The 6,678-nt window shown below is 61.4% G+C and carries 5 protein-coding genes; 1 reads left to right on the forward strand and 4 read right to left on the reverse strand.

The features are described from left to right. The 3 genes from AC4FAH_RS12435 to AC4FAH_RS12445 form a co-directional block, all read right to left on the reverse strand. Positions 1–849, reverse strand: an 849-nt coding sequence (locus AC4FAH_RS12435) for a ParA family protein (protein ID WP_490246124.1), incomplete at its 3' end; no start/stop codon positions are given. A gap of 103 nt (positions 850–952) precedes the next feature. Beyond that, positions 953–1,618, reverse strand: coding sequence for a 7-cyano-7-deazaguanine/7-aminomethyl-7-deazaguanine transporter (locus tag AC4FAH_RS12440; protein WP_107334879.1), 666 nt, complete (start codon positions 1,616–1,618; stop codon positions 953–955). Positions 1,619–1,983: 365 nt separating this feature from the next. Beyond that, positions 1,984–3,435, reverse strand: a complete 1,452-nt coding sequence (locus AC4FAH_RS12445) for an alanine/glycine:cation symporter family protein (protein ID WP_043332717.1) — start codon at positions 3,433–3,435, stop codon at positions 1,984–1,986. Between the two features lie 507 nt (positions 3,436–3,942). Between AC4FAH_RS12445 and AC4FAH_RS12450 the strand changes: the two genes are divergently transcribed. Continuing rightward, positions 3,943–5,544, forward strand: a complete 1,602-nt coding sequence (locus AC4FAH_RS12450) for a Na+/H+ antiporter NhaC family protein (protein ID WP_490246125.1) — start codon at positions 3,943–3,945, stop codon at positions 5,542–5,544. Between the two features lie 142 nt (positions 5,545–5,686). On the opposite strand, the gene AC4FAH_RS12455 is transcribed toward AC4FAH_RS12450, so the two are convergent. Then, positions 5,687–6,678: AMP-binding enzyme (locus AC4FAH_RS12455; RefSeq protein WP_490246126.1), on the reverse strand; the 992-nt coding region annotated here is incomplete at its 5' end.

Genomic DNA, 6,678 nt, shown 5'->3' on the forward strand with positions numbered 1-6,678 from the left:
CGCTTCCCCTTTGGCGCTGGCCTTGCCGGTGGCAGCACCTTGAGGCGCGGTGGCGGTTGATTCAGCCTCAGCGGCCTTGGCGGCTGGCGCTGGCGCCACCGTCGGCTCCTTGAGCAGGCTCAGCCGTTGGCCGATTTCCTGCCACAGGCTGCGATAGCTGACCGCCGGTGAGCTGTTGCGCGAGAAAGTCCCGATGGGCTTGCGCTCGATCCCCATGCGCTCGACCACGCTGGAATACGGGATAAAGCCACTGAGCTGCAACGGATAATCCTGCTTGAGCGATTCCATCACATCCTTGTGCAATGTCTTGCGGCGATCCACCAGAGTGAAGAACGGCCAGACGGGCACATCGAGATCGATCTCGGCCAGATAGGCGTTCAATTGCTCCAGGGTACGCAGCGACAGAACCGTGGGAATGATCGGCACCAGCAGGGTATCGGCAGAGGCGAAGACCTGCTCGGAAAGACTGGAAATGCTCGGCGGACAATCGAGGATGACGAGGTCGTAGTCATCGCGTACCGGCTTGAGGACCTTGCGCAGTCGGGTGCGCTTCTCTTCCTCGAGTATATGGTCGAGATTGCGGTAGGAGAATTCCGCCGGCAGGACATCCATGTTCTGATAATCCGTGGAACGGATCACGCGGGACATGTCCTGCTTGCCGCTGATCAGTTTCTCGACCCCGCCCTTGAGCTTGGGCTTGGTACGCACGTAGAAGGTCGCAGCGGCCTGCGGATCAAGATCCCACAGCAACACACGCAGGCCACTGTTGGCGGCACAATGCGCCAGATTGATGGCAGAAGCAGTCTTGCCCACGCCCCCTTTGATGCTGTACACCGCAGCGATTTTCATGGCTCCCTCCCGTCATTCCAGTTTGTGCAACGTTAGCACAATCCGGCGCCATATCCCTGACTGACAACGGCGAAACGGGAGAAAATGATATGACAGTTTTATGTCAGACAGGCTCTCGCTCATCGACCAGGCCGCGTTTGAGCAACTGGTTCGTGAGGCGATTGAGCAACAATCCGTACATCGGCAGGAACAGCAATATCGAGATGGCCAGCTTGATCGCGTAATCCACCCAGGCGATCTCGACCCAGTGAGCCGCCATGAAAGCATCGGGCCCATTGCGGAACGCCACCGAGAAGAAGGCAAAGGTGTCAGCGAGATTGCCGAACAATGTCGACGCCAACGGCGCGATCCACCAGTGGGCATTGCGACGCAGACGATCAAACACCTGAATGTCGAGCAACTGACCGATCACGTAGGCAATGAAGCTTGCCAGCGCGATACGGGCCACGAACAGATTGAAGTCAGCCAGTGCCTCTACCCCGGCAAAGCTGCCCGCCTGAAACATCACCGACACCATGTAGCTGACCAACAGCGCCGGCAGCATGACCAGCGCAATGATGCGCCGCGCCTGATGCTTGCCGAACAGACGCACCGTCAGATCCGTTGCCAGGAAGATGAACGGGAAACTGAAGGCGCCCCAGGTGGTATGGAAGCCGAACAGGGTCATCGGCAACTGCACCAGGTAATTGCTGGCGGTGATGATGAGGATGTGAAACAGGGCCAGGGCGACGAGTGCGCGCTGCGTCTGGGCAGACGAGAGGAGTAGCATTGCAGGTCCTTTTTGGATCAAAGCCGTCGTCCAGGGGTGAGGGAACCCTGTCACGAGCGTGTTGAGGTTTGCGTCGTCGATTCTGACATCAGCTGCCATGGCCTGACATCGGCCTTGACGCCTTGTCGCAGCGATTGAGCGTTGCAGGCATGCGTCAGCCGACATGCTTCACTGACAACCGCCGCGAGGCTTTCACGTCGCCAGAACGCAAAATGGCCGCGCATCGTATCACGATGCGCGGCCATTGACAGGTACCTGCGGGGAAAATCTGGCCAGATGGTCAGGCCGTCAGTCTCCCCCGGCGCCCCTTATGTTGCAAAGACAGCGATGCAATGAAATCCATGCAATGAAAGCGAGTGTCAGAGTCACTTCTTCCAGATGCTGGCATCGACCTTGCCCTTGAGCTCCGGGAACTGCTCCGGATCAAAGGTCGGCTCCTTGCCGGCCTTATGCTGACGGTCGTAATCCTTGAAGATACGGAAGGCCAACGGCGACAGCAGCAGGATGGCGATCAGGTTGATCAAGGCCATCGCGCCCATCGACAGATCAGCGAAGTTCCAGATGTTCTTCAGGCTGGCGACAGCACCGAGCATGACCATGCCGAGCACGGCGAAGCGGTAGACCATGATGACGGCCTTGGCGTTCTTCTTGCCGGCGATGTACTCGATGTTGGACTCGCCATAGGAGTAGTTCGCCACCAGTGAGGTGAAGGCGAACAGCAGAATGGCGATGGCCACGAAGCCGCCACCCCAGCTACCGACCTGTGAGGACAGCGCTGCCTGGGTGATCTGGATGCCGTCATTGCCGCCATCGTTGCCCAGGGTGCCGCTCATGATGATGATGGCCGCGGTCGCGGTGCAGATGACCAGGGTGTCGATGAACACGCCCAGCATCTGGACGAAGCCCTGGGACGCCGGGTGCTTGGTGGTCGCCATCGCGGCGGCGTTCGGGGCGGAACCCATACCCGCTTCGTTGGAGAACAGACCCCGCTTGATGCCGTTCATCATCGCCTGGGCGATGGTGTAACCCAGCGCGCCACCTGCGGCCTGCTCAAGGCCGAAGGCACTGCGGAAGATGGTGCCCAGCGCCGCCGGCAGCTCGGTGATGTTGATGGCCACGACGAAGATGGCCAGCAGCAGATAGAGCAGCGCCATGAGCGGCACGATCAGCTCGGCGGTACGCGTGATGCGCTTCATGCCACCGAAGATGATCGGCACCATGACCACGACCAGCACCACCCCCATGATCCACGGCGGCACGCTGAAGGCCTGCTCCATGGCCAGTGCGATGGAGTTGGACTGCACTGAGTTGAAGGCCAGACCGAAGGCGATGATCAGACACACGGAGAACAGGATCGCCATCCAGCGCTGACCGAGGCCCTTCTCGATGTAATAGGCCGGGCCACCACGGAAGGTGTTGTCATCGTGGGAGACCTTGTAGGCCTGCGCCAGGGTGGACTCGATGAAGCTGGTGGACATGCCGACCAGCGCCGTCATCCACATCCAGAAGATGGCGCCCGGGCCCCCCAGGGAAATCGCCACGGCAACACCGGCAAGGTTACCGGTACCGACGCGCGCCGCCAGAGAGGTCGCCAGTGCCTGGAAGGAAGAGATGCCGCCTTCGCTGCCCTGACGAGACGTGGCCAGCAGCTTCCACATATGTCCGAAATAACGGAACTGGATACCCTTGGTCATGACCGTGAAGAAGAGACCCGCTCCGATGAGCAGGTAAATCAATACACTGCCCCACAGCAGGCCATTGCCTGCATCGATCAACGCCAGAATCGGCGCTGGAATGATGGACGTTGTTTCCGACATGTCGGTCTCGCTTTGGCGGGTTTTTGGTCTTGTCGACGCTGCCAGGGCAACGGAAAGCCCATGGCTTTCCTGCGACTGACAGCGAGCAACCACTACGATCGGGCTGCTCGACATGCTTTGGTGAGCGCCATTCTTCATATCCCACGGGGATAAGCAAGAAGAGCCCACTGTAAAGCGGACTTCTACGCCCGAATTCTAGGGGAAAAATAGCGCAACGGCGGTGTTTTTCACTGCCACCTAGACTTTAGATGAACACGGTAATGTTTCACGTCTTGTTTGGCTCGGGCATAATGCGCCCCCTTCCGGAAGTCGCCGCCTGCCAGTGGCGGCCCAGGACTTGTCGGGCGCAGGCTCGCGACTCATCGGTTGCCGTTGCGCAACGGCGATCCCGCGAGTGTGCGCTGCGATCAGGCGGTGCAACTCCCTGACACCCACGCACCATAACCGCCATAACGGCACCCGGTAGCGCGCTTTGTCCCGGCGCCTGCCTTTGATTACAGGTGATACATGGAACTGACCAGCTACGCGGCGTCCCCGCTTTCGCTGCTCGCCCCGATCATAGCCATCGGTCTCGCAATACTGACACGTCGTGTCATGCTCTCCCTCGGGCTGGGTATCGTGTCAGGCGCCCTGCTGCTGAATGATTTCTCGCCGCTCGTCACGCTGCACTATCTCTGGCAGCAGCTGGTTGCCGTCTTCATCGAGATGCCGGACAGCGGTCAGCTTGCCGAGGCCAGCCTCAACAGCTGGAACGTCTATATCCTGCTGTTCCTGCTGGCACTGGGAGCCATGGTCGGCGTGATCACGCTGGCAGGCGGCACCCGTGCCTTCGGCAACTGGGCGCGGGCACGAGTCACGACCCGCCGTGGCTCGCAGCTGATGACCGTGCTGCTGGGGGTATTCATCTTCATCGATGATTATTTCAATAGCCTGGCCGTGGGCAACATCTGTCGTCCGCTGACCGATCGTCAGGGGCTGTCGCGCGCGCGCCTGGCCTATCTGATCGACTCCACCGCCGCGCCCGTCTGCGTGCTGACGCCGATCTCCAGCTGGGGTGCCTACATCATCAGCCTGATCGCCGGTATCCTGGCGACCCACCACATCACGGATGTCAGCCCGTTCGGTGCCTTCCTCGAGCTGTCCGCCCTCAACTACTACGCGATTGCGGCGCTGGTGCTGGTGATCGCCTCGGCGTGGTTCGACATCAACTTCGGTGCCATGCGCCGTCATGCCATCGCGGCGCGCGACGGTGAGCTTTTCGATGCCAAGCGCGGCAATCCGCCGGGCAACACTCACGTGGAAGAGTCCGAGCGTGGCCGCCCCATGGACCTGCTGATCCCGATCATCGTGCTGGTCATCGCGACCTTCTTCATGATCGTGCAGACCGGCGCCAGCGCACTGGCCGCCGAGGGTGAGGCCTTCGGCCTGATTCGCGCCTTCGAGCTGACGGATGTCGCCAAGTCGCTGATCATCGGCGGCGCCATCGGCCTGCTGGCCGCGGTAGTGATGCTGCTGCGTCATCGCATGGGCGCTGGTCGCAGCCTGAGCGCCATCGCCCAGGGCGCCAGCTCCATGCTGCCGGCCGTCTATATCCTCGTCTTCGCCTGGTTGCTGACCGGCATCATCGGCTCTCTGGGAACCGGCCAGTACCTGGCCACGCTGGTCGAGGGCGTCGTGTCTCCGACCTGGCTGCCGATGCTGCTGTTCGTGCTTTCCGGCCTGATGGCCTTTGCCACCGGCACCAGCTGGGGCACCTTCGGCATCATGCTGCCCATCGCCGGTGACATGGCGGCCGCCACCGAGCTCGCCATGATGTTGCCGATGATGGGCGCGGTGCTGGCCGGCTCCGTGTTCGGGGATCACTGCTCGCCGATTTCCGACACCACCATCCTGTCCTCGACGGGTGCCAGCTGCCATCACATCGATCACGTGATGACCCAGCTGCCCTACGCCCTGCTGGGGGCAGCGGTCTCGCTGATCGCCTACCTGGTGATGGGCCTGACCGACAGTACCCTGTTCGGCTGGTTGAGCCTGGCGGGTCTGCTGGTCATCAGCATTGCCTGGCTTGCACGCCGCGAGATGGCCAATCCGGTCGTGGCACGCACCTGATGCAATAAATGCTGCCTTGCTGAAAAAAAGCCCCCGCCATGTCTCATGGCGGGGGCTTTTCATTATTGGAGCAGCGCGAGCCGCGTCATGCGTCCGCGATATCACTGCATCGGTTCATGCGCTTCGGTTCATGCGCTTCGGTTCATGCGCTGCGTGCCTCACTCGCCTGACCGACGCCGGCCTCGCTCAGCGCCTCACGCACATCTTCCAGGCTTGAGGGGTCATCTATCGTCGAGGGCACCTGGTATTGCTCGCCCGCGGCGATCTGACGGATCATCTTGCGCAGTATCTTGCCGGAGCGCGTCTTGGGCAGGCGCTCGACGATCAGCACCTCCTTGAGCGAGGCAAAGGCCCCGATTTCCTGGCGTATCCGCTGGGCAAGCTCGGCGCACAGGCTGGCTTCATCCCCCTGCCAGCCATCCTTGAGAATCACCAGCCCCAACGGCATCTCGCCCTTGAGCGAATCCTCGATGCCGATCACCGCGCATTCCGCGATCGCGGCGTGTGCACCAAGCACCTGCTCCATCTCGCCCGTCGACAGGCGATGCCCCGCCACGTTGATGACATCATCAATGCGTCCCATCACGAACAGATAGCCCTGCTCATCGAAGTAGCCGCCATCACCGGACAGGTAATAGCCGGGGTAGGCGGCAAGATAGGCAGCATGGAAGCGTCCGGGGTCCTGATAGAGTCCGGTCAGGCAGCCCGGCGGCAACGGCTGACGCAACACGACATTGCCCTGCTCTCCCGTGGGCACCTCATCCCCCATGCCATCGAGAATCTGCACATTGAAGCCCGGCAACGGCCAGGTGGCGCTACCGGCACGCGCCTCGACCGGCGCCTTCACCTCGCGGCTGCCTTCGGTGAACATGTCGAGGCCCAGCAGGTTGCCGGCGATGGGCCAGCCGGTTTCGGTCTGCCACCAGTGATCGACGACCGGCACCGGCAGGAGATCGGCGAGCCAGTGATAGGTCGGCGGGTCCAGTCGCTCTCCGGCCAGGAACAGACTGCGCAGGCTGGAAAGGTCGTAATTGGCCATATGACTGGCTTCCGGGTCTTCCTTCTTCATGGCGCGAAACGCCGTCGGCGCAGTGAAGAAGCAGTTGATGCGGTATTCCTCGATCAAGCGCCAGA

Source organism: Cobetia sp., from assembly GCF_983723665.1.

Excerpts from the sequence above, each read along its gene's own strand:
- AC4FAH_RS12440 (WP_107334879.1), bottom strand. The coding sequence starts at position 1,618 with ATGCTACTCCTCTCGTCTGCCCAGACGCAGCGCGCACTCGTCGCCCTG.
- AC4FAH_RS12445 (WP_043332717.1), bottom strand. The coding sequence starts at position 3,435 with ATGTCGGAAACAACGTCCATCATTCCAGCGCCGATTCTGGCGTTGATC.
- AC4FAH_RS12450 (WP_490246125.1), top strand. The coding sequence starts at position 3,943 with ATGGAACTGACCAGCTACGCGGCGTCCCCGCTTTCGCTGCTCGCCCCG.